This window comes from Paraburkholderia sp., assembly GCF_050742655.1.
In the GTDB taxonomy this organism is placed as follows: Bacteria; Pseudomonadota; Gammaproteobacteria; order Burkholderiales; family Burkholderiaceae; genus Paraburkholderia.
The window spans coordinates 33,422-51,921 of sequence record NZ_JBOIGG010000012.1; the positions used below are offsets into that span (position 1 = coordinate 33,422).

Annotated in this window: 16 protein-coding genes; 7 read left to right on the top strand and 9 right to left on the bottom strand. The window is 65.4% G+C overall.

Annotated elements, in window-relative coordinates:
* Positions 1-196 precede the first annotated feature (196 nt).
* The 4 genes from ACREXZ_RS17860 to rsmA all read left to right on the top strand — a co-directional run bounded on the left by ACREXZ_RS17860 (position 197) and on the right by rsmA (position 5,907).
* Complete coding sequence (locus ACREXZ_RS17860; protein WP_431765437.1) at positions 197-2,578, top strand: LPS-assembly protein LptD; 2,382 nt, start codon at positions 197-199, stop codon at positions 2,576-2,578.
* Positions 2,579-2,646: 68 nt separating this feature from the next.
* Positions 2,647-4,020, top strand: a complete 1,374-nt coding sequence (locus ACREXZ_RS17865) for a peptidylprolyl isomerase (protein WP_431765438.1) — start codon at positions 2,647-2,649, stop codon at positions 4,018-4,020.
* Positions 4,021-4,033: 13 nt separating this feature from the next.
* Positions 4,034-5,038, top strand: coding sequence for a 4-hydroxythreonine-4-phosphate dehydrogenase PdxA (pdxA, locus tag ACREXZ_RS17870; RefSeq protein ID WP_431765439.1), 1,005 nt, complete (start codon positions 4,034-4,036; stop codon positions 5,036-5,038).
* Positions 5,039-5,082: 44 nt separating this feature from the next.
* On the top strand, positions 5,083-5,907 hold the full coding sequence (gene rsmA / locus ACREXZ_RS17875) for a 16S rRNA (adenine(1518)-N(6)/adenine(1519)-N(6))-dimethyltransferase RsmA (RefSeq protein WP_431765440.1): 825 nt from the start codon (positions 5,083-5,085) through the stop codon (positions 5,905-5,907).
* A 6-nt stretch (positions 5,908-5,913) separates the two neighbouring features.
* On the opposite strand, the gene ACREXZ_RS17880 is transcribed toward rsmA, so the two are convergent.
* A complete protein-coding gene (locus tag ACREXZ_RS17880; protein ID WP_431765441.1) occupies positions 5,914-6,855 on the bottom strand; it encodes a DMT family transporter in 942 nt (313 codons plus the stop codon).
* A 458-nt stretch (positions 6,856-7,313) separates the two neighbouring features.
* Between ACREXZ_RS17880 and ACREXZ_RS17885 the strand changes: the two genes are divergently transcribed.
* The 3 genes from ACREXZ_RS17885 (at position 7,314) to ACREXZ_RS17895 (ending at position 9,337) form a co-directional block, all read left to right on the top strand.
* Entirely contained in the window at positions 7,314-8,429 is a 1,116-nt protein-coding gene (locus ACREXZ_RS17885; protein ID WP_431765442.1) for a porin, read from the top strand.
* A 108-nt stretch (positions 8,430-8,537) separates the two neighbouring features.
* Positions 8,538-8,924: a lactoylglutathione lyase gene (gene gloA / locus ACREXZ_RS17890; RefSeq protein WP_431765443.1), complete on the top strand. Its 387-nt coding sequence runs from the start codon at positions 8,538-8,540 to the stop codon at positions 8,922-8,924.
* A 14-nt stretch (positions 8,925-8,938) separates the two neighbouring features.
* Complete coding sequence (locus ACREXZ_RS17895) at positions 8,939-9,337, top strand: hypothetical protein (protein ID WP_431765444.1); 399 nt, start codon at positions 8,939-8,941, stop codon at positions 9,335-9,337.
* Between the two features lie 22 nt (positions 9,338-9,359).
* Here ACREXZ_RS17895 and ACREXZ_RS17900 read toward each other — a convergent pair whose 3' ends face one another.
* The 8 genes from ACREXZ_RS17900 to ACREXZ_RS17935 all read right to left on the bottom strand — a co-directional run bounded on the left by ACREXZ_RS17900 (position 9,360) and on the right by ACREXZ_RS17935 (position 18,463).
* Positions 9,360-10,211 carry a M48 family metallopeptidase gene (locus tag ACREXZ_RS17900; protein ID WP_431765445.1) on the bottom strand — a complete coding sequence of 284 codons (852 nt, stop codon included), beginning with the start codon at positions 10,209-10,211 and terminating at the stop codon, positions 9,360-9,362.
* A 45-nt stretch (positions 10,212-10,256) separates the two neighbouring features.
* The gene (locus tag ACREXZ_RS17905) at positions 10,257-11,015 is read right to left on the bottom strand and encodes a lysophospholipid acyltransferase family protein (protein WP_431765446.1); all 759 of its coding nucleotides are present in this window, start codon (positions 11,013-11,015) and stop codon (positions 10,257-10,259) included.
* Between the two features lie 64 nt (positions 11,016-11,079).
* Positions 11,080-11,640 carry a D-glycero-beta-D-manno-heptose 1,7-bisphosphate 7-phosphatase gene (gmhB, locus tag ACREXZ_RS17910; protein ID WP_431765447.1) on the bottom strand — a complete coding sequence of 187 codons (561 nt, stop codon included), beginning with the start codon at positions 11,638-11,640 and terminating at the stop codon, positions 11,080-11,082.
* Between the two features lie 9 nt (positions 11,641-11,649).
* On the bottom strand, positions 11,650-13,749 hold the full coding sequence (gene glyS, locus ACREXZ_RS17915; protein ID WP_431765448.1) for a glycine--tRNA ligase subunit beta: 2,100 nt from the start codon (positions 13,747-13,749) through the stop codon (positions 11,650-11,652).
* Positions 13,750-13,764: 15 nt separating this feature from the next.
* Positions 13,765-14,772: a glycine--tRNA ligase subunit alpha gene (glyQ, locus tag ACREXZ_RS17920; RefSeq protein ID WP_431765449.1), complete on the bottom strand. Its 1,008-nt coding sequence runs from the start codon at positions 14,770-14,772 to the stop codon at positions 13,765-13,767.
* A 163-nt stretch (positions 14,773-14,935) separates the two neighbouring features.
* On the bottom strand, positions 14,936-16,669 hold the full coding sequence (gene lnt / locus ACREXZ_RS17925; RefSeq protein ID WP_431765450.1) for an apolipoprotein N-acyltransferase: 1,734 nt from the start codon (positions 16,667-16,669) through the stop codon (positions 14,936-14,938).
* Between the two features lie 64 nt (positions 16,670-16,733).
* Positions 16,734-17,627 (bottom strand): HlyC/CorC family transporter, encoded by an 894-nt coding sequence (locus ACREXZ_RS17930; RefSeq protein ID WP_431765451.1) that lies wholly within the window; start codon positions 17,625-17,627, stop codon positions 16,734-16,736.
* 170 nt (positions 17,628-17,797) lie between these two features.
* Positions 17,798-18,463 (bottom strand): gamma-glutamylcyclotransferase, encoded by a 666-nt coding sequence (locus tag ACREXZ_RS17935; RefSeq protein WP_431765452.1) that lies wholly within the window; start codon positions 18,461-18,463, stop codon positions 17,798-17,800.
* Positions 18,464-18,500: the final 37 nt, after the last annotated feature.

Consider the following 18,500-nt stretch of genomic DNA (forward strand, 5'->3'; position numbering starts at 1 on the left):
GCTACGTCTTGCCATATAATACCCCACGACTTTTTTGACGCGGCTCGCGCCAGTCTCGCAGGTCCGTTCCACTGCCCGCCCCCTCACGCGTGAGCGTGTAATTTTTTGTGTGCTTTCCGACTGTCACGGTTCGATTGCGCAGGCGGCAAATCGTGACTGCAGACATCGACGGCCGGACCGATTCGCCAAACCATACATGCCGCCTAGACAGCTTTCTTCAACGACTCCTACTGCTGACGGCCTGCCGCGCAGACGGCGACTGGTCGCTGCGTTGATCGCCGTGCCGGGCCTCGTGCCGGCGCTGGCGCACGCGCAGCTGGCTGGCGACGCCGCGCAGCCGCAGCCGATCGACGCGCCATGGGGCCTGCGGCTCGCGCCCCAGCTCGAGGAGCATCCGCTGCGCGACGGCCAGAAACCGGCGACGTTCGTGCTGGGCGACACCACCACCGGCACCTCCGAACAGGATATGGCCGCGAAGGGTGCGGCCGAAGTACGTCGCACTACCGCGGTGATCAAGGCCGACGCGCTGCATTACGACCAGGACACCGACCTCGCCGACGCGTACGGCCATGTCCACGTGCTGAGCAACGGCGCGACCTTCGTCGGACCCGAAGCGCATATGAAGGTGGAATCGGGCGAGGGTTACATGCCCGCGCCGAAGTACCACTTCAACGCGACGGGCGGCTCGGGGAGCGCGCAACGCGTCGACATGCTCGACAACGAGCGCTCCGTGTTCACGAGCGGCACCTACACCGCGTGCCAGTGCGAAACGAATCCTGCGTGGTACATCAAGGGCTCGGAGTTCGATTTCGACACCGGCGCCGACGAAGGCGTCGCGCACAACGGCATCCTGTTCTTCCAGGGCGTGCCGGTTTTCGCGAGCCCGTGGCTGTCGTTCCCGCTGTCGGGCGAACGGCGCAGCGGCGTGCTGCCGCCGATCGCCTCGCTGAGTTCGAACAACGGCTTCGAAATCACGGTTCCGTACTACTTCAACATCGCACCGAACCGCGATCTGACGCTGACCCCGCGCTACCTGTCGAAGCGCGGGCTGCAGACCCAGGCCAGCTTCCGTTATCTGTCGCCCACTTATTCCGGCACGATCACTGGCGAATTCCTGCCGGACGACAGGATCACGAAGACCAACCGCTACGCGCTGTACATCCAGCACAACCAGAACTTCGGCAACGGGTTCGCTGGCTACATCAACTACAACAAGGTCTCGGACAACACCTATCCGGAAGACCTTTCGTCGACGACGAACCAGTTCCTGAACGGCACGCAGCTGCTGTACCAGCAGGAAGCGGGCGTCACATACAACAGCGGGCCGTGGTCGGTGCTCGCGCGCGAACAGCACTGGCAGACGCTGACGCCGTCCGCGCCGCCGTACGGCCGTGAGCCGCAGTTGAACGTGAAGTACGCGAAGTACAACGTCGGCGGTTTCGACTTCGGTGCGGAGGCCGACTACACGCGCTTCCGCATCACGACGGCGGACACGACCCAAGGCGACCGGGTGATGTTCAACCCGTACCTGTCGTATTCGGTCGTAGGTCCTGGCTACTTCGTCACGCCGAAGGTGCAGTGGCACTTCGCGTCGTACGACCTCAGCAACATTGGCAATTCACTGGTGGGGACCCCGCCGGTGGCTGGCCAGCCGAAGAACTTCACCGAATCCGTGCCGACCTTTTCGTTCGACACGGGGCTGATCTTCGATCGCTCGGTGCGTCTGTTCGGCGAGGATTTCATTCAGACGCTGGAGCCACGGCTCTATTACGTCTACACACCGTACCGCAACCAGGACTTCGCGCCGCTGTTCGACACGGCGGATTCCGACTTCGGCCTCGCGGAAATCTTCACGCCGAACACGTTCGTCGGCAACGACCGGATCGCCGACGCGAACCGGCTGACCGCGGCGATCACCACGCGCTTCCTGAACCCCGCCACCGGCGACGAGCGCGCGCGCTTCGTGATCGCGCAGCAGTACTACTTCCAGGATCAGCGCGTCACGCTGATTCCGAATCAGGGGGCGGCGCAGGCACGCCACTCGGACCTGATCGCGGGCGCGTCGCTGAAGCTCGGGGCCGGTTTCGCTTCGGAAACTGCGTTCCAATATAATGCCGACAACAACCAGCTGGTGAAGACCAGCATCGGTTTCGGGTTCAGCCCGGAAACGGGCAAGGTGATCAATCTGGCGTATCGGTACACGCGGGCGAACACGACGCTCGACAACCAGCCGATCAACCAGATCCTGCTGTCGGGTCAGTGGCCGATCACGCACCGGTTGTACGGGGTGGGGCGGATCAATTACGACATGCAGGGTCACCGGATCGTCGACGGTCTGCTCGGGGTGCAGTACGACGCGGACTGCTGGACGCTCGGTGTCGGGATACAGCGTTACGCAAACGGCGTGAACACGTCGAACCAGAATACGTCTAGCACGCGCTTTCTGGCGCAGCTAACGTTCAAGGGCCTGTCGAGCGTCGACAACGGGCTGGTGACGGCGTTCCGCGCGAGCGTGCAGGGTTACACGCCGTTGCCGCCGCCGCCTCCGCCCGAGGCGCGTTTCAGCAACTACGAATGACGGTCGCCCGATCATTTATAAAATGTGCAAAGACGGGCGGGGGCGCGCCCGGCATCATTGGAGTATCTGTGGGAATCATGAAAAAGCTTCGCATGGCAACGCTCGCGGCGGGTCTCGTCGCCGTCGTGTCTTTTCTGCCGGCCGCGCCGGCGCTGGCGCAAGCGCTGAGCGCGGCGGATAACGGCCAGACCGTCGATACGATCGCCGCGGTCGTCAACGACGGCGTGATCACGCAGCGCGAGCTCGATCAGCGCGTGAGCCTGATCACGCGCCGGCTCAACCAGCAGAACGCGCCGGTGCCGCCCGCCGATCAGATGCTTCAGCAGGTGCTGAACCAGATGGTGCTCGAGCGCGTCCAGTTGCAGAAGGCGCGCGAAGACGGCATCAACGTCGACGACGCCGCCGTGCAGCGCACGCTCGAACGGCTCGCGCAGGCCAACAACATGACGCTCGACATCTACCGCTCGCGCATCGAGGCTCAGGGCGTGCCCTGGTCGACGTTCACCAACGACGCGCGCACTGAACTGGTCCTGCAGCGGTTGCGCGAGAAGGAAGTGGACAGCAAGGTCACCGTGTCGGACGCGGAAGTCGCGAACTACATCGCAAGCCAGCGCGGACCGAACGTGGGGCTCACGAGCGACCTGCGCCTCGAGCACATCCTGCTGAAGGCGCCGCTGAACGCATCGGAGACCGACATCGAAGCCGCGCAGCAGAAGGCGCAGGCATTGTTGAAGGAAGCCGCCGGCGGCGCGAACTTCGAAAAACTCGCGAAGGCCAACTCGCAGGCACCGGATGCATCGAAGGGCGGCGACACGGGCTTCCAGCCGCCGTCGCAACTGCCTGCCGATTTCGTGAAGGCCGCGTCGTCGCTGCGTCCGGGACAGGTGAACCCCGACGTGATCCGCACGAACGACGGTTTCGAGATCGTGCGGCTCGTCGATCGCCGGTCGGGCCAGGGCACGTCGTCGGATGCGCCGAAGCTCGTGCAGACGCACGTGCGCCACATCCTGCTGCGCGTCGGCGACGGGATGTCGGAACCGGCGGCACGCCAGAAGCTGCTCGAAATCAAGCGTGAAATCGCCGAAGGCGGCGACTTCGCGAAGTTCGCCCGCACCTATTCGCAGGACGGTTCGGCGTCGCAGGGCGGCGATCTCGGCTGGGTCAGCCCCGGCGAGACGGTGCCCGAATTCGAGCGCGCGATGAACAACCTGCAGGACGGCCAGATCAGCGACCCGGTGCGCAGCGAATACGGCTACCACTTGATCCAGGTGCTGGGCCGCCGCGATGCCGAAGGTTCGGTCGCGCAGCAGATGGATCTCGCGCGTCAGGCGATCGGCCAGCGCAAGGCCGAGCAGGCATACGCCGACTGGTTGCGCCAGTTGCGCGACACCGCGTACGTCGACTACAAGGTCGGCTCGGTCACCGGTACGCCGGCGCAATAACGTTATCGTCATCATGACGCACGCCGCCTCGCCGTCCTCCCCGCCGCTGCGGATCGCGATCACGACCGGCGAACCCGCCGGCGTCGGTCCCGAGCTGACCGCGCAGGCGCTGGCGGCCACGGCAGCGCACTGGCCCGACACGCATTTCACCGTGTTCGGCGATGCCGCACTGCTCGCGCAGCGCGCGAGGGCCGTGCGGGTCGACTGGGCGGCGTTGCCGGCCGCTCGTGTGAGCGTCGCGCACCGGTCGCTCGGCGTGCCGTCGCTGCCGGGCAAGCTCGATGCGGCGAACGGCCGCTACGTGCTCGGGCTGCTCGACGACGCGATCGACGGCGCGCTCGCGGGCACGTTCGACGCGATCGTCACCGCACCTCTGCAAAAGAGCACGATCAACGATGCCGGCGTGCCGTTCACCGGCCACACCGAATATCTCGCGGAGCGCACGCATACGCCGCAGGTCGTGATGATGCTCGCGGGCACCGGCCAGCGGCCGCTGCGCGTCGCGCTCGCCACCACGCATCTGCCGCTGAAGGACGTCTCCGCGGCGCTCACCGTCGAGGGTCTGCTCGGCACGCTGCGCATTATCGACGGCGATCTGCGCCGGCACATCGGTGTGCCCACGCCGCGTATCCTCGTGACCGGCCTGAACCCGCATGCGGGCGAGAACGGCTACCTGGGCCACGAAGAGATCGACGTGATCGCGCCCGCGCTCAAACGCGCGAACGACGAAGGCATCGACGCACGCGGCCCGTACCCGGCCGACACGCTGTTCCAGCCGCGCTATCTGAAGGACGCCGACTGCGTGCTCGCGATGTTCCACGACCAGGGCCTGCCGGTGCTCAAGTACGCGACGTTCGGCGAAGGCATCAACGTGACGCTTGGTCTGCCGATCATCCGCACGTCCGTCGATCACGGCACCGCGCTCGATCTCGCCGGCACCGGCCGCGCCGATGCGGGCAGCCTGATCGCTGCGATCGATACCGCCGTTTCGATGGCGCGTCATCGCCGCGCACTCTGACCCGCGGTCTTATCCGCATTCCACCTTTTTCTGGCGTTTCTTCGATGTCCACCAGCCGACAGCATCAAGGCCACTTCGCGCGCAAGCGTTTCGGGCAGAACTTTCTGGTCGATACTGGCGTGATCGATTCGATCGTCGAACTGATTCGTCCGAAGCGCGGCGAGCGCATGGTCGAGATCGGACCGGGTCTCGGTGCGCTAACCGGCCCGCTGATCGAGCGGCTCGCCACCCCCGATGCGCCGCTGCACGCGGTCGAACTGGACCGCGATCTGATCGGTCGGCTGCAGAAGCAGTTCGGCGCACTGCTCGAACTGCATGCGGGCGATGCGCTGGCATTCGACTTCGCCGCGCTCACCGATCAGGATGCGGGCGCGAAGCCGACGCTGCGCATCGTCGGCAATCTGCCGTACAACATCTCGAGCCCGCTGCTGTTTCATCTGACGTCGTTCGCGCCGTGCGTGATCGATCAGCACTTCATGCTGCAGAACGAGGTGGTCGAGCGAATGGTCGCGGAGCCGGGCAGCAAGGCGTTCAGCCGGCTGTCGGTGATGCTGCAGTACCGTTATGTGATCGACAAGCTGCTCGACGTGCCGCCCGAATCGTTCCAGCCGCCGCCGAAAGTCAATTCCGCGATCGTGCGAATGATCCCGTACGCGCCGCGTGAACTGACGCCCGTCGATGTTGGCGTGCTGGGTGAAGTGGTCACGGCCGCGTTTTCGCAGCGTCGCAAGATGCTGCGCAACACGCTCGCCGCGTATCGGGACAAGATCGACTTCGACGCGCTCGGGTTCGATCTCGCGCGGCGTGCGGAAGACGTGCCGGTCGATGAATATGTGCGGCTTGCGCGGGACGTGGCTGCTGCGCGTTGAGGGCGGCTATGCGTCGTTTCGTCGTGTACGCCGCACCGGCGCATTGACGAACGCGATACCCACCAGCACCAGCACCGCCGCCGCGAGAAAGCGTCCGCTGAACGATTCGCCGAGCAGCAGCACGCCGAACGTGACGCCGAAGAGCGGCGTCAGAAACGAGAACACCGACAGCCTCGATGCGATATAGCGCGTCAGCAGCCAGAACCACACCAGATAGCTGACGAACGCGACGATCACCGCCTGGTACGCGAGACTCGCGACCGCGAGCGGCGTCACTGTATCGACGCGTGCTTCGCCGAGCATTGCCGCGAGCATCAGCAGCACGACCGCCGATACCGCCAGTTGATACAGCAGCGTTTTACTCGCACTCGACTGCGCGAGCCGCGTCGAGCGGATCACGACGGTCGTCGCGGCCCACGCGATGCCGCCGAGCACGCCGAGCGCATCGCCGGCCAGACCCGCGAGCGTCGAGCCATGATTCGCGGGCCGCGCGAAGCCGTCGGCGAACGCGAGTGCGATGCCCGCGAATGCGATCGCAATGCCGATCCACTGCATGCGCCGCATCCGTTCGCCGTCGGCGAACAGATGCAGCCCAAGCGCGGTGAAACACGGCGCGGTATAGAGGAACACGGCCATCCGCGAGGCACTCGTCAGTGAGAGCCCGATGAAGATGCACACGAACTCGGCGGCGAACAGCACACCGGCGATCAGCCCCGCGCCGAGCGTGCCGTCGTTGTTGAACAGCGGTGTGCCGCGGGAGCGAGCCCAGCCCCAGACCAGCAGCGTCGCGATTGCGGAGCGCAGGCCGGCCTGGAACACCGGTGCAAGCGCGACGTTCGTGCTCTTGATCGCAACCTGCTGCAGGCCCCAGATCGCGCACAGCATGATCATCAGCAGAATGGCGAAGCCGTCGGGCGCGCGGCGCGCGGATAGCGTGGCAGTGCTCATCGCGTCACCGCGGTGGGAAGAAGACAGGTGGTCATCGGTCGGTGGCGTACAGGGCGATCATGGCGCGGCGTGCCGGCGGGCAGGGGTGTCCCGTACGCATTCGTCTCCAGTGAAGGCCCCGGCCCGCCGACACGATATCAAACCGGCTTCGCAATGGCCGCGATGACCCCACCGCGCACGGGTGCTTCGGCGAGCCTGCGCCCGCCAGGTTAATCGTTGCCGCGGCACGCCTGCTCAGGCAGCGACCCATGCTTGCGATGCTGCACTGCGTGCTTTTATATTCACGTGACGCACGATGGCCGACACGCGATAATCCGGGCGTCGACCGGCGGCACGACCACGCACGGGACGACACGAGACAGCACGACGCGCGGACCGCGAACAGCGAACACGACCGTCGATGTCCTGGCGAGCAAGACCCTATCCGATCAAGACGTCAATCACGAACAGGAGAAGGTATGAAGAAGCTCCGCAGCTGGCGTTATGCCGTGTTGCCGGCCGCGCTGGCCTGTCACGGCGCGCACGCGCAATCGAGCGTCACGCTCTACGGCATCGTCGACGAAAGCATCCGCTACATGACCCACGCGAACCGCGCCGGCGATTCGTCGGTCGGGCTCGGCGCCGGCGGGATGTCGCAAAGCCGCTGGGGGTTGAAGGGCGTCGAGGATCTGGGCGATGGATGGTCCACGTTCTTCAAGCTCGAGAATCGCATCACCATCAACAACGGACAGAGCGATCCGACGCTGCCGTTCTTCAACGAAGCGCAGGTCGGCGTGCAGTCGAATTCGTACGGCAAGCTGATCTTCGGCCGTCAGTTCAACGTGATGATCGAAGGCATTACTGTCGGCGGCTACGGCAGCAATCCGTGGATTCCGTACGACTTCAGCTTCCAGCCGGAAGTGACGATGTCCGGCGGCATCTGGACCAGTAACCAGGTGCAGTATCAGGCGCGGGTTCACGACGTGATGTTCGCGTTGGGTTATGCGTTCGGCGGCGTCGCGGGCAACCCGTCGTACGGCACGCAGGTCGGCGCCGCGGCCGCGTGGACGCCGAAGGACATTCCGGTCACCGTCGGCGGCGCGTACCAGAACTCGAAGGACTCGGTGAACGGCAGCTCCGCGAAGGCATGGAGCGTCGGCGGATCGTACACGTGGCAGAAGACGCGTTTCGCGATCGGCTACATCGTCAACCAGAACGATGCGGGCTTCAGCAATTTCGCGAATGGTCCGTTCACGGCGCCCGCGCTCGCGGCGCTGAAATACACGGACTTTTCGCGGCGCCGGATGATACTCGGCGGCATCACGCAGCAGATCGGCGCGGCGTGGCATTTTGCCGCGAACGTGTGGCGCACGCTGCAGGACGGCAAGACGCACGCGAAGGACGGCTCGGCCTGGCAGTATCAGGCGGTCGCGGACTACAGCCTGTCGAAACGCACCGACGTCTACGTCGAGGCCGATTACTCGCTGTATCGCGGCGATCTGATCGGTGCGCAGCTGCAGGGTGTGAATGGCGTCGGCCTCGCGCAGAAGGGCTCGCAACTCGGCGTCATGGGTGGCATCCGGCATCTGTTCTGAACGAAGCGTGGGTTGTTGTTATCGAGACGCGATGTGCCCGCCTGCGAGCGACGGTGCGCATTTTTCGGTACATTTACGTTCTCGATGCCCCGCAACAAGGAACCCCCCATGCGACTCCTTCACACGATGCTCCGCGTCGGTAACCTCGACCGCTCGATCAAGTTCTACACCGAGCTGCTCGGCATGAAACTGCTGCGCCGCCACGACTACCCGGAAGGCAAGTTCACGCTCGCGTTCGTCGGCTATACCGACGAGCGCGACGGCACGGTACTCGAACTCACGCACAACTGGGACACGGAATCGTACGACCTGGGCAGCGGCTTCGGCCACCTTGCCGTTGAGGTCGACGATGCTTACGCGGCCTGCGAGCAGATCAAGGCGCAGGGCGGCACCGTAGTTCGCGAAGCAGGCCCGATGAAGCACGGCACCACCGTGATTGCGTTCGTTGCCGATCCGGACGGCTACAAGATCGAATTCATCCAGAAGAAAAAATGACCGGCGCGCAGCAAGTGACCGATGACGCTGCTGCTTGCATCGCCGAGCTCGAATCGATCCACGTCGAGATTGCCGCATGGTTCGACGGCTCCGCGAAACCGGATGCGCTCGACGCGATCATGTCGCGCTTCGCGTCCGACTTCACACTGGTGTCGACGGCCGGTGCGGCGCTCGATCGCGCGGCGCTCACGCAGCTGTTCGCGCAGGCGTATGGTGCGCGGCGCGGCTGCACGATCGTCATTCGGGATATCGCGGTGATCGCGGCGTGGCCGGGCGGCGCGGTGCTCGGTTTCACCGAGCATCAGTCGAGCGAAGCGGCGACCAACGTGCGCCGCTCGACCGCGGTGTTCGACGTCGACGCGGCTCGCAACGTGCGCTGGCGTCGTCTGCACGAAACGTTCACGACGACGTAGCGGCACACCGCGTTCAAAACATTCACAACGTCGGCAGCAGTTCTGGCGGGTGATGTTTCAACGTCTGCCGCGCTTCGCGGAATTCCGGAAAAATCGATTCGACGGTCTGCCAGAAGCGCGGACTGTGATTCATCTCGCGCAGATGCGCGAGTTCGTGTGCGACGACGTAGTCGATGATCGACAGCGGGAAGTGAATGAGCCGCCAGTTCAGGCGGATCTTGCCGTCGCTCGAGCAACTGCCCCAACGCGTCGCCGCCGACGACAGCGCATACGCGCGATAGTGCACACCGAGCTTGCCTGCATAGATCGCGAGGCGCTCGCCGAACACGCGTTTCGCTTCGCCCTGCAGCCAGCCCTGCACGCGGTCCTTGATCTGCTGCTGTTCCGCCAGCGACGACAACGGCAACCCGAGCGTCGCGGACTGCTGGTCGAATGCGAGATTCGCCGCGCCGAGCGCGACGCGCACGGGATGCCCGAGGTACGGCACTTCGGCACCGTCCTTCCAGTCGACGCGCGGCAGCGCACGCTGCTCGACGCGCGTTTGCCATTCGGTCAGCTTCGCAAAAATCCAGCGCTGCTTCTCGGCGATCGCGGTTTCGATGTCCGCGATCGTGACCCAGCGTGGTGCGGTGATGGTCAGGCCCGTGCCGTCGATCGCGAAACCGATCGAGCGGCGCGACGAGCGTTTCAGCAGGTAGTAGAGCGGCTGTGTGCCGAGCGTCAGACGACGCAGTTTCGTGCCGTCGGGCGCACGCGGCACGGCGGGCTTTTGCGGCGCGGACGGCGGCGCGATGCCGGGCTCGTCGAAGAGCGGCAGATCGAGTTGCCGGCTGTCGAGCGCCGCAGCGGGCTGCGGCGGTGAGGACTTCTGCATCGGATCCGGTTTCGCGCAAAAACGCCCGCTCAGGGCGTGGGCGCGTCAGATTTGGGCGGCGGCGGGCGTGTTGTCCGCAGCGCGGTACGCTTCGGGATCGATACGGCGCATTTCGGTTTCGATCCACGTTTCGACGCGCGTGTTAACTTCGTCGGGCGTGAGCCCCGCAGTGTCGATCGGCTTGCCAATCGACACCGTGACTATACCCGGATATTTTAAAAACGAGTTGCGTGGCCACACGCGTCCCGCATTGTGCGCGATCGGTACGACCGGCGCGCCGGTCGCGATCGCGAAGCGCGAACCGCCGGTCTTGTACTTGCCCTGCCTGCCGGTCGGCGTGCGCGTGCCTTCCGGAAACATGATTACCCACGCACCTTCCTCCATCCGCGCCTTGCCTTGCCGCGTGACCGAATCGAACGCGTTCTTGCCTGCCTTGCGGTCGATGTGAACCATCTTCAGCAGGCCGAGCGTCCAGCCGAAGAACGGCACGTACAGCAGCTCGCGCTTGAACACGTAGCACAGCGGCCGCGGCATCAGCGCGGGGAACGCGAGTGTCTCCCACGCGGACTGATGCTTCGACAGCAGTACGGCAGGACCGTCGGGCAGATTCTCGAAACCTTCGATCCGGTAGCGGATGCCGTTCAGCCAGCGCACCGCGAAGAGTATCGAGCGGCACCAGCCTGTGATCATCCAGTAGCGCCTGTCGGCGTGCAGGAACGGAAACGAAATGAAGCACATGGTCGCATACGGCACCGTGTAGGCGACAAGGAAGACCAGCAGCAGCAGCGAACGGATGAAGCGCATCGGCGTGGTGACTCAGTGGGAGTGACGCGCGGCGGCAGCCGCCGCATGACTCGGATTGCTCAGGTTACTCATGTTCTTCGGAAAGAAAGTCTAGTGCGAACGCGCGCAGGTCGTCGTGCACCTGCGTGCCTTCGGGCAGACCGCCGGCCGCGAGCGCCTTGCGGCCCTTGCCGGTCAGCACGAGATGCGGCTCGAAGCCCATCGCCGCGGCGGCCTGCAGATCGCGCAGCGCATCGCCGACGCAAGGCGTGTGCGCCGGATCCAGTTCGAAGCGCTCGGCGATCATCTTCAGCATGCCGGGCTTCGGCTTGCGGCATTCGCAGTGATCCTGCGCGGTGTGCGGACAGAAGAACACCGCGTCGATCCGGCCGCCGACCGCAGCGGCCATCTTGTGCATCTTCATGTGCATCGCGTTGAGCGCGGCCATGTCGAACAGACCGCGGCCGATGCCCGACTGGTTCGTCGCGACCGCGACGCGGTAGCCGGCCTGGTTCAGCCGCGCGATCGCCTCGAGACTGCCAGGCAGCGCGACCCATTCATCGGGCGACTTGATGAACGCATCCGAATCGGCGTTGATCACACCGTCCCGGTCGAGCACGACGATTTTTCGTGTAGAGGTCGGCATGGCGGGCGCTCAGGCGGCGAGCCGCGAAATGTCGGCGACGCAGTTCATCTGCTGATGCAGTGCGCCGAGCAGCGCAAGCCGGTTCGCGCGCAGCGCCGGATCTTCCGCGTTGACCATCACGTCGTTGAAGAACGCGTCGACCGGTTCGCGCAGCGCGGCGAGTGCGGACAGCGCGCCGGTGTACTGGCGTTGCGCGAGTTGAGACTGGACGCTCGGCGCGACCTGCTCGAGCTGCGCATGCAGCGCCTTCTCGGCGGCTTCGACGAAGAGCGCGCTCTGCACGCCGGCCGGCGCCGCGCCTTCGGACTTCTTCAGGATGTTCGAGATGCGCTTGTTCGCGGCGGCGAGCGCGCTCGCTTCGGGTAGCGCTGCGAATTCGCGCACCGCGTCGAGTCGAGCGATCACATCGTCGAGGCGCGTCGGATTCAGCGCGAGCACCGCGTCGATTTCACCGGCGGCATAGCCGCGTTCGCGCAGCAGACCGCGCAGACGATCCAGACAGAATTCGTAGATCGCGACGGTCGCATCGGCGACGGCCGGCACCGACGCGAACTGCGCGTGCGCGGCGCGCAGCAGCGCGACGAGATCGACCGGCAACTGCTTCTCGACCAGAATGCGCAGCACGCCGAGTGCATGACGACGCAGCGCGAACGGGTCTTTTTCGCCGGTCGGTTGCAGGCCGATGCCCCAGATGCCTACGAGCGTTTCGAGCTTGTCGGCGAGCGCAACCACGGTGCCGGTCGACGTAGCCGGCAGCGCATCGCCGGAAAAGCGCGGCTGATAGTGCTCCGAACACGCGAGCGCGACTTCTTCGGGTTCGCCGTCGTGGCGCGCGTAGTACGTGCCCATCGTGCCCTGCAGCTCGGGGAATTCGCCGACCATATCGGTCAGCAGATCCGCCTTCGCGAGATGCGCCGCGCGCTTCGCGAGCGCGACGTCGACGCCCGTCAGCGCGGCGATCTCACCCGCGAGCGCTTCGACGCGTTCCACGCGTTGCAGCGCCGAACCAAGCTTGTTGTGATAGACGACGTTCGCGAGCAGCGGCACGCGGTCGGCGAGCGGCTTCTTCTTGTCCTGCTCGAAGAAGAACTTCGCATCGGCGAGGCGCGGACGCACGACGCGCTCGTTGCCTTCGACGATGTCGCCCGGCGTCTTCGTCTCGATGTTCGACACGATCAGGAAGCGCGAGCGCAGCTTGCCGGCGGCATCGGTGAGCGCGAAGTATTTCTGGTTCGTCTGCATCGTGAGGATCAGGCATTCCTGTGGCACCTGCAGGAATTCGTCCTCGAAGCGGCACGTGTACACGACCGGCCATTCGACCAGCGACGTCACTTCGTCGAGCAGCGCTTCGGGCATCACTACCTGATCGCCGTTTGCCTGAGCGAGCAGATGCGTGCGGATGGTTTCCTTGCGGTCGTTGAAGCTCGCGACGACGCGACCCTTGTCGAGCAGCGTGTGCGCGTACGCATCCGCATGCTGGATCGCAACCAGCCCTTCAGACAGGAAACGGTGGCCGAGCGTCGTATCGGATGCGTCGATGCCGAGCGCGCTGACCGGCACGACGTGTTCGCCGTGCAGCACGGTGAGCCGTTGCGCGGGCCGCACGAACTTGATGTCGGTGCCGTCCGGGCGCTGGTACGTCATGGGCTTCTGGATCGGAAACTTCGCCAGCGTTTCGTCGAGCGCGGCCTGCAGACCGTCGGTGAGCGTCGCGCCGGGCGCCGCATAGCGCAGGAAGAACACATCGGCCTTGCCGTCCGATGCGCGTTCGAGATCGTTCACCGAGAAATCGGGAAAGCCGAGCGCCGCGAGCTTTTTCGCGAGCGGGGCGGTGGGCTTGCCGTCGGCGTCGAGCGCGACCGATACCGGCAGCACTTTTTCGCGCACGTGTTTTTCGGGGGCGACGGCGCGCACGTTGCGGATCGTTACCGCGAGACGACGCGGCGTCGCGTAGCTGTCGAACGACGGCGTACCGTCGATCAGGTCTTGTGCGGCGAGACGCTGCGCGATGCCTTCGGCGAAAGCGTTGCCGAGCATCGCGAGCGCCTTCGGCGGCAGTTCTTCGGTCAGCAGTTCGACGAGCAGGGTGGCGTGTTGGGCTTGAGTCATTTCTTCGAGGTCTCGTCAGTCCGGATCGATCTTGCGTTCGACCTTCAGCGGCGGCGCCCACGCGGGCATCGCGGCGTCCTGTTCGTCGGTGGTGAGTCCAGGCACGCCGTGCACCGGATTGCCGAGCATCGGGAAGCCGAGCTTTTCGCGCGAGTCGTAGTACGCCTGTGCGACGAGACGCGACAGCGCACGGATGCGGCCAATGTACGCGGCCCGCTCGGTCACGGAAATCGCGCCGCGCGCATCGAGCAGGTTGAACGTGTGGCCGGCCTTCAGCACGAGTTCGTACGCGGGCAGCGCGAGCTGCGTGTCGATCATCCGCTTTGCTTCCGCTTCGTAGCTGTTGAAGAACGTGAACAGCAGATCGACGTTCGCGTGTTCGAAGTTGTACGTGGACTGCTCGACTTCGTTCTGGTGATACACGTCGCCATACGACAGGCGGCGCAGTTCTGGGCCATTCGGGCCTTGCTCTTCCCACTCGGTCCATGTGAGGTCGTACACGTTGTCGACCTTCTGCAGATACATCGCGAGACGTTCGAGCCCGTAGGTGATTTCGCCGAGCACCGGTTTGCAGTTGATTCCGCCGACCTGCTGGAAGTACGTGAACTGCGTCACTTCCATGCCGTTTAGCCAGACTTCCCAGCCGAGGCCCCATGCGCCGAGTGTGGGGTTTTCCCAGTCGTCTTCCACGAAGCGCACGTCGTTCTGCTGCAGATCGAAGCCGAGTGCTTCGAGCGAGCCGAGGTACAGGTCGAGGATGTTTTCCGGCGCCGGCTTCAGCACGACCTGGTACTGGTAGTAGTGCTGCAGGCGGTTCGGGTTTTCGCCGTAGCGGCCGTCCTTCGGACGCCGCGACGGTTGCACGTACGCTGCTCGCCACGGCTCGGGGCCGATCGCGCGCAGGAACGTGTGGACGTGGGATGTGCCCGCGCCGACTTCCATGTCGATCGGCTGCAGAAGCGCACAACCCTGCTTGTCCCAATAGGATTGCAGCGTCAGGATGATTTGCTGAAACGTGAGCATGAAGTGCCTTTCAGGCAGGACGCGGCACGTGGCGCGGTAGCCGCGTGGCGTGGGCCAGCGGCTGCCGGCCGGTTGCGCGGCCCAGGTGCTAAAACGTTGAATTTTACCGGATTGACGGTGGGTTGAGACTTTCGCGAGAGGTGGCGTAACGAGGTGGCGTAACTCAGGCGCTGCGGTCGTCGTCGGTAGAGGGGTTCGCAGCGGCGCGCGGACCTGGTTTGCCGCTCTTACGCCCGGGACCGAACGCGAAGCCGAATGCCAGCAGCAACAGCGACACGGCGAGCACCGTGTTGTTGCCGCTCGTCACGTACGGCGTGTTGCCGGACATGCCCTGTACGGTCGTTTCAAGCGTGCCGACCGTGAACGGCGCGAGCCTGCCGGTGACGTTGCCGCGCGCGTCGATCGCGGCGGTCGTGCCGGTGTTCGTCGCGCGCAGCATCGGCCGGCCGGTTTCGAGCGTGCGCATCCGTGCGATCTGCAGATGCTGGTCGAGTGCGATCGTGTCGCCGAACCAGCCGAGATTCGTCGAATTCACGAGCACGCCGGCCGACGTCGCGTTTTCGCGGATCGAGCGCGCGATCTCCTCGCCGAAAATATCCTCGTAGCAGACGTCGACTGCGATCGGCTGGTTGTGAACCATGAACGGCTTTTGTACCGGCTGACCGCGCGCGAGATCGCCGAGCGGAATGTTCATCATCTGCACGAACCAGTGGAAGCCGTACGGCACGAATTCACCGAACGGCACGAGGTGATGCTTGTCGTAGCGGTAGATCTGACTCACGCCTGGCGTGATGCCGAACAGGCTGTTCGTGAAGTCGGTGAGGCGGCCGTCCTTCGTGACGGTGCCGCCGAACGCGCCGAACAGGATCGACGTCTTCGTCGAATCGGCGAAGTCGCGCACCGCGAGGCCGAAGCGCTCCGGCACTTCCTGCGCGAACACGGGAATCGCGGTTTCCGGCGTGACGACGAGGTCGGCCGGTTTCGCGGTGATCATCCGCTGGTAGTCGTCGATCTCGGAGAGGATGCTGGCCTTGTCGTACTTCATCTCCTGCTTCACGTTGCCTTGCAGGAGGCGCACCGTGAGCGGCGCGTCGGCGGGCGTCGTCCACGCGACGAACCGCAGCAGCACGCCGGCCGCGATCAGCGCGATCACGACCGCGGCGGGTACGACCGCGCGCGACCGGCCGGTCGTGGCCATGACAGCACCGCCGTTGCGCGACTCGCGTGCACGCACCCACGTCTGCACGAGCAGCGCGGCGACGAGCGCGAGCACCCAGCCGACACCGTACACGCCGGCGATCGGCGCAAAGCCGGCGAGCGGCCCGTCGACCTGCGCATAGCCGCTCGCGAGCCACGGGAAGCCGGTGAACACGGTGCCGCGCAACCATTCGCCGAGGGCCCATGCGCTCGCGAATGCGAACGCGCCGTGCCATGTGGGGGAGAACGGCTGGTCGTCGAGTGCGCCGTTGCGCGCATGCCCTGCGCAGAGCGACCAGATGCCTGCAGCGAACGCCGGATAGACGGCGAGATACAGCGAGAACAGCGCGACCGCCGCAGCCGCGAGCGGCGCCGACATTCCGCCGTACACGTGCATGCTGACGTACAGCCACCACACACCGGTCACGAAGTTGCCGAAGCCGAATGCGCCGCCTGTCAGCGCGGCACTCTTCCAGCCGGTCGTGCGCGTGAGCCACGCGAACAGGAACGCGAACAGCACGAGTTCGAGCCAGCCGCCGTGCGGCGTCGGTGCAAACGACAACGTGTTCGCCGCGCCTGCGACAAAGGCCGCGAGATAGTGCCAGCGGGGCAGCACGCGGCGCGTGCGGGTGCTGGCGGCTGCGGCGGCTGCAACGGGTGTCGCGCCGGAGCGCAGACGGGAGGAGATCGGGTCGGCCATCGTTACGCGGTCGGCGGGAGGTGAAAGGGGGCTTGCCTGGGGAAGCGCGACGTGGGTGGCGCGCTCAGGTCTGCACGTGCTGCGCGTCGCGTTCGCGCTGGCCTGCCAGCGGGTCGCGGCGCACCAGCAGCACGTGAATCTGACGCGCGTCGCCGCGCAGGATTTCGAAGATCAGATCGTCGAGCCGGACTTTCTCGCCGCGATGCGGCACCCGGCCGAAATGATGCGTGACGAGGCCGCCGATCGTGTCGACTTCCTCGTCGGGATAGTGTGTGCCGAACGCGTCGTTGAACTGCTCGATCTCGGTCAGCGCGCGCACGCGGAAACGGCCGTCCGGCGATGCGATGATGTTGCCGCTTTCCTCGTCGAAATCGTATTCGTCTTCGATGTCGCCGACGATCTGTTCGAGCACGTCCTCGATCGTGATGAGGCCCGCGACGCCGCCGTATTCGTCGACGACGATGGCGATGTGATTATGGTTCACGCGGAAGTCGTGCAGCAGCACGTTCAGGCGCTTCGATTCGGGAATGAACACCGCGGGGCGCAGCATGCCGCGCACATCGAATTCCTCTTCGGCGTAGTAGCGCAGCAGATCTTTCGCGAGCAGCACGCCGATCACGTTGTCGCGATTGCCTTCGTAGACCGGATAGCGCGAGTGCGCCTTGTCGAGCACGTAGGGAATGAATTCGTCGGGGGTTTCGGCGATGTTGATCGCGTCCATCTGCGCGCGGGGAATCATGATGTCGCGCGCGCACAGCTCGGACACCTGGAAGACGCCCTCGATCATCGACAGCGAGTCCGCGTCGATCAGGTTGCGCTCATGCGCATCCTGCAGGATTTCGAGGAGTTCGCCGCGAGAGTCGGGTTCGGGCGAGATGAAATCGGTCAGACGCTCGAGCAGGGAGCGCTTTTCCGGAGGTTTGTCGATGGAGCGTCGACTGGGATAGGTGTCGTTCATGGTGAAGCGCCCGGCCAGACTGGGCGCGCTGTTTCAGAGCACTAAGGATAACATCGCCGATATGGCGGCACCGTGTACCGGGCGGCTACGGTCATCCTAACTGATCGACACGAAAAACGTGCAGTAGAGAAAAATACCAGGCCCGTGGCTGGGGTGGACGTCGAACCGGCCTATCGGCAGCGCGCGAGCAGCCCTTCCAGCGCCCGGTCCGGCATATCGCTTTCGCGCAGCGCTGCGACGGTCCGGCTGACGTAGTCGAGCGTCGTGCCGTAGCGGCCGCGCGCACAGCCGAGCACGGTCCGCACGACGTCGTCGGTCAGTTTGCCGGTATAGCTCGCGACGTCGCGGCGCATCACGAACGCAAGCGCGGGGACGCGCCGACCGTCGGCGAGCACGCACGGCAGCCATGCGGGCCGGTACGAACCCATGGCCATTTCGCGGCGCCACAGCGCATCCAGATGCGGCATCGCGCCCTGCGCGGCGAGCCGGAACGCGATGCCGCTGCACGAACCGCCGCGATCCAGCGCGAGCACGAGGCCCGGCTGCTCGGGCGTGCCGCGGTTCACGCGCGACCACAGATAGAGCCCGCGATGATAGCCATGCACCCGCGAGCGCATCGCTTCGGCGGTCGGCAGGCCGGGATTCCAGATCAGCGACCCATAGCCGAACAGCCAGAGATCGCTCGTGCGGTCCCAGTCGCGCAGCGCGTGATCTAGCGACGCGCGTAGCTCCGCGTCCGTCAGCAGCCGCGATTCGCCGAGCGATGGCGGATAGCACGGACCCGCCGGCGGGTTCGGGCGGTCGGGAGCGGCGGGAGGAGGGGTGCGGGCGTTCACGGCGCGGGCGGTGGGTAAGCAGGTAATCGGGTAGCGG

Bases quoted from the DNA above. Each gene is read 5' to 3' on its own strand.
- ACREXZ_RS17860 (WP_431765437.1), top strand. From the start codon at position 197: ATGCCGCCTAGACAGCTTTCTTCAACGACTCCTACTGCTGACGGCCTG.
- pdxA (WP_431765439.1), top strand. From the start codon at position 4,034: ATGACGCACGCCGCCTCGCCGTCCTCCCCGCCGCTGCGGATCGCGATC.
- rsmA (WP_431765440.1), top strand. From the start codon at position 5,083: ATGTCCACCAGCCGACAGCATCAAGGCCACTTCGCGCGCAAGCGTTTC.
- ACREXZ_RS17880 (WP_431765441.1), bottom strand. From the start codon at position 6,855: ATGAGCACTGCCACGCTATCCGCGCGCCGCGCGCCCGACGGCTTCGCC.
- ACREXZ_RS17885 (WP_431765442.1), top strand. From the start codon at position 7,314: ATGAAGAAGCTCCGCAGCTGGCGTTATGCCGTGTTGCCGGCCGCGCTG.
- gloA (WP_431765443.1), top strand. From the start codon at position 8,538: ATGCGACTCCTTCACACGATGCTCCGCGTCGGTAACCTCGACCGCTCG.
- ACREXZ_RS17900 (WP_431765445.1), bottom strand. From the start codon at position 10,211: ATGCAGAAGTCCTCACCGCCGCAGCCCGCTGCGGCGCTCGACAGCCGG.
- ACREXZ_RS17905 (WP_431765446.1), bottom strand. From the start codon at position 11,015: ATGCGCTTCATCCGTTCGCTGCTGCTGCTGGTCTTCCTTGTCGCCTAC.
- gmhB (WP_431765447.1), bottom strand. From the start codon at position 11,640: ATGCCGACCTCTACACGAAAAATCGTCGTGCTCGACCGGGACGGTGTG.
- glyS (WP_431765448.1), bottom strand. From the start codon at position 13,749: ATGACTCAAGCCCAACACGCCACCCTGCTCGTCGAACTGCTGACCGAA.
- glyQ (WP_431765449.1), bottom strand. From the start codon at position 14,772: ATGCTCACGTTTCAGCAAATCATCCTGACGCTGCAATCCTATTGGGAC.
- lnt (WP_431765450.1), bottom strand. From the start codon at position 16,669: ATGGCCGACCCGATCTCCTCCCGTCTGCGCTCCGGCGCGACACCCGTT.
- ACREXZ_RS17930 (WP_431765451.1), bottom strand. From the start codon at position 17,627: ATGAACGACACCTATCCCAGTCGACGCTCCATCGACAAACCTCCGGAA.